We start from the raw sequence: 3,434 nt of genomic DNA, 5'->3' as shown, positions 1-3,434 counted from the left end.
CGACGCTCTTCCGATCTGCTGTGCTGATCTATTGTAAACATGTCATTCTCCTGTTCGTTCCTTGATTTGGCGCTGCAGTGTTTCAATCGCGGCATTTAAAACGGTATCCTCACCGCTCAGTAAATCTTCCGGCGTTGTCCACATTTCAATGTCCGGCTCTGCACCGCGATTCCAAATACTTTTTTTATTTGGACCGTAACAATTCATAATTGATAAAGTATACTTGCTTCCATCTGAAAGAGAGACATCATAAATATTTCCTGTCGCTCCATGGGTTCTCAGACCCATCAGTGTAAAATTATCCATAGCTTTCGCTGTAACAGAAAAAGTATCTGCCGCCGATCCAGCATATGGCGAAGTAAGAATAACGACAGGTTTATCCATTGTAAAAGGTTTCTTAGGAAATTCCCGATGATCCTCAAGCTCTTCGATATGGCTCAGATAATCATCAATTTCTTCATCTATCCCATAATACTCATGTTTTACCATGCGCTGAGCAGATTCGTCAAGTTCTCCTCCACTATAGAAGAGAGAATCATCATTGTCTCCATACGGAATCCAGGAAGAATGAAATTCAGATTCAAAGCGGAAGGTTCTTGGTAAAGGCTGATCTGTAAAAGAATTTAACACGATATCCCCATTATATGAATTCCCACCGCCATTGTGACGAATATCAATAATTACCCCTGAATATGGTTCAAGCAGGGGCATGACTTGTTCATAATAGAGATCTTCACTGTCTCCCATAAAAGATGTTATTTCCAAATACACAAGATCTTCGTTAAGTTCACACATAAAATAAGGACTGGATTTAAGCAGAAGTTTCTTATCTGAAAGTGACGGTGTTTTTAACTGATTTACATAAATGGAACCTGAGGTTTCATAACTGGCTTTTGAATCTACAAATTCACCCTGCGGGGTTAACCATTTTAATGTAATCTCTTTTCCTTTTTCATCTTTTAAAAACTGCTCTACCGTTTCGATTTCATGGGCGGGTTCCGTCAGCACCGGTACATACTTTTCAAAATTCTTCAAGATGTAATCGAGTGCGGGCTGATCTTCCACTTCAAGGAGTTCACTGCCTAAAGGAACTTCATAATTCCGGCTGGCAGCTTTGAGAAACAGCCTGCCATCAAGATCTTCCAGGTCAAAAGGCAGGTAGGCTTTGTTCAGCTGATATTCTGACGCGGGAATAAAGTTGGTATGTCCATCATGAAGCAAAGCAACAAATTCCCGCATGGCGTCAACATATTCATCATCCGTTTCCGCATTCATCACCCGCGGTAAAAATTCCTGATATTTCTCATCCCAGTCAAAATCCTCCGGCATCTGATTCCAATATCCATAATAATACTGCGCGGTTGACCAGACTTCAGATAATGCAGCGACTCTCAGCTCTACCGGTTTCGTGCATTGTTCTCCCACTTTTTCTTCCTGCAGCGCATTCATTTCCGTTGCGCACCCGCAAAGCATGAAGGCCATCGTCAACATCGCAAACAATTTCTTTCCCATTCTGATTATCCCCCAAGATCGCAAAAGGATCTGCTGGATTGCGTATCCGCAATCTGTACTATTCATAATAATACAGTATAACAATCTTTTCCGTTTGTCAATTTCGAAAGGAAAAAAACCACTCCCGGATTTCAGGAATGGCTTTCGTTCTTGATTCATTTACTCTGCCGGATACAGCCTGTCGAAATTACCGCTGACCAGCGCTTCCTCATAAAGCTTTAGCATTGTCTCAAATTCAGCATAGGTTGTCATCTGATTGATCCTGTCTTTCATCCGGTTGGAGTAGGGAATTCCCTGGATGTACCAGCAGGCGTGCCCGCGCATCTCCTTCATCCCAATCCGTTCGCCTTTTAATGTGCACAACCGGCGGGCATGTTCCAGCGCAATCTCAAATTTTTCATGATCGCTGACGGGTTCGGCTGACCCTTCCCCAGAGAACGCGCAGACCAGATCGCGGATCAGCCACGGATTGCCCAATACGCCCCGGCCGATCATCACCGCATCGACTCCAGTCTCCTGAATTTTTGCCACAGCGTCTTCCACACTGCGCAGATCACCGTTGCCTATCACGGGAATCGAAACAGCTTCTTTCACCTTCTTGATCCAGCTCCAATCGGCCTTGCCCTCATACAGCTGACTGCGCGTCCGGCCATGAACCGCCAGCGCGCTGACGCCGGCCGCTTCCAATCCCTGCGCCATTTCCAGCACGTTGATCGAAGAACTGTCCCAGCCCAGACGGATCTTGGCTGTCACCGGCTTTTCCACCGCAGCCACAATTTTACGCACCAGCTGACAGGTCGCTTCCGGGTCCTTCATCATCGCGCTGCCGGAACCGGAATTGACAACCTTCGGTACCGGGCAGCCCATATTGATGTCGATCACGTCGCAGTCCGTTTTATCCAGCACCTGCGCCGCCTGAATCATCGACGCTTCTTCATGACCGAACAGCTGCATCGCGATCGGATGCTCATCCGGAGCCAGCTGTGTCATCTCCATCGTCTTTTTATTGGAATAACAGATCGCTTTGTCGCTGATCATTTCCGTATAGATCAGACCCGCGCCGAATTCATGCGCGATCGTCCGGAACGCCGCGTTGGAAATCCCGGCCATCGGCGCGATGACGACCGGATTGGCAATTTCAAGATTTCTTATTTTCCACATGCCGCTTTGAACTCCAAAATGCTGCGGAGATCATCTTCGGTAAACTGAACTTTATTGTTGCAGTATTCGCACTTTACTTCACAGCCGTGGTCTTCTTCCAGCATCTTTTCCAATTCCGAGCGATCCAGCGTTGTCAGCGCCGCTTTAAAGCGCTGCTTGCTGCAGTCGCAATGCCACTGGATCGGCTTTTCTTCAAGAATTTCCAGATCGTCAAACAACATCGCCGCTAACGCCCGGGCGTCATGGCCTTCCTTCACCATCTCCGAAACCGGGCGCAGCTTCGCGACCGCGGCTTCCGCCAGCTTGATATCGTCTTCCGTAGCCTCCGGCATCATCTGGATCAGAATTCCGCCCGACGCCATCACCGAGTTATCCGTATCAACCAGTACGCCCAGCGATACGGCAGAAGGCGTCTGTTCCGAAATTGTAAAGTAATACGCGAAGTCCTCGCCGATCTCGCCGCTGACCAGCGCAACCTGACCGGTGAAGTCGTTCTTCATGTTCATCCGTTTGATGACCTTTAAATAGCCATCCTTGCCAACTGCCGTCCCGACCGCCAGCTTGCCGGTATCGTTATATTTCAGATAAATTTCCGGATCGCCGACAAATCCGCGCACATCGCCATTCGCCCAGCCGTCGGCCATGATCGTTCCGATAGGACCGCCGCCGTTGATCTGAACGGTCACCTTTTCTTTTTCCGTCTTTAACATGCTGCCCAAGATCGAGATCGGAAGAGCACACGTCTGAACTCCAGTCACTCC

At 48.0% G+C, this 3,434-nt stretch carries 3 protein-coding genes; all 3 read right to left on the bottom strand.

Features of this window, described 5'->3' with window-relative positions; genetic code table 11:
- Window positions 1-42: 42 nt before the first annotated feature.
- Window positions 43-1,512: a S41 family peptidase gene (locus AC5OW4_RS14865; RefSeq protein WP_072685485.1), complete on the bottom strand. Its 1,470-nt coding sequence runs from the start codon at window positions 1,510-1,512 to the stop codon at window positions 43-45.
- A 159-nt stretch (window positions 1,513-1,671) separates the two neighbouring features.
- Complete coding sequence (gene dusB, locus AC5OW4_RS14860) at window positions 1,672-2,673, bottom strand: tRNA dihydrouridine synthase DusB (protein ID WP_493677173.1); 1,002 nt, start codon at window positions 2,671-2,673, stop codon at window positions 1,672-1,674.
- On the bottom strand, window positions 2,661-3,434 hold a 774-nt coding region (gene hslO / locus AC5OW4_RS14855; RefSeq protein ID WP_493677172.1), incomplete at its 5' end, for an Hsp33 family molecular chaperone HslO. The genes hslO and dusB, both read right to left, overlap by 13 nt.

The organism is Holdemania sp. (assembly GCF_986127675.1).
Note: the sequence above shows the minus strand (reverse complement) of the source record. Positions and strands in the feature narration are given on the sequence as shown.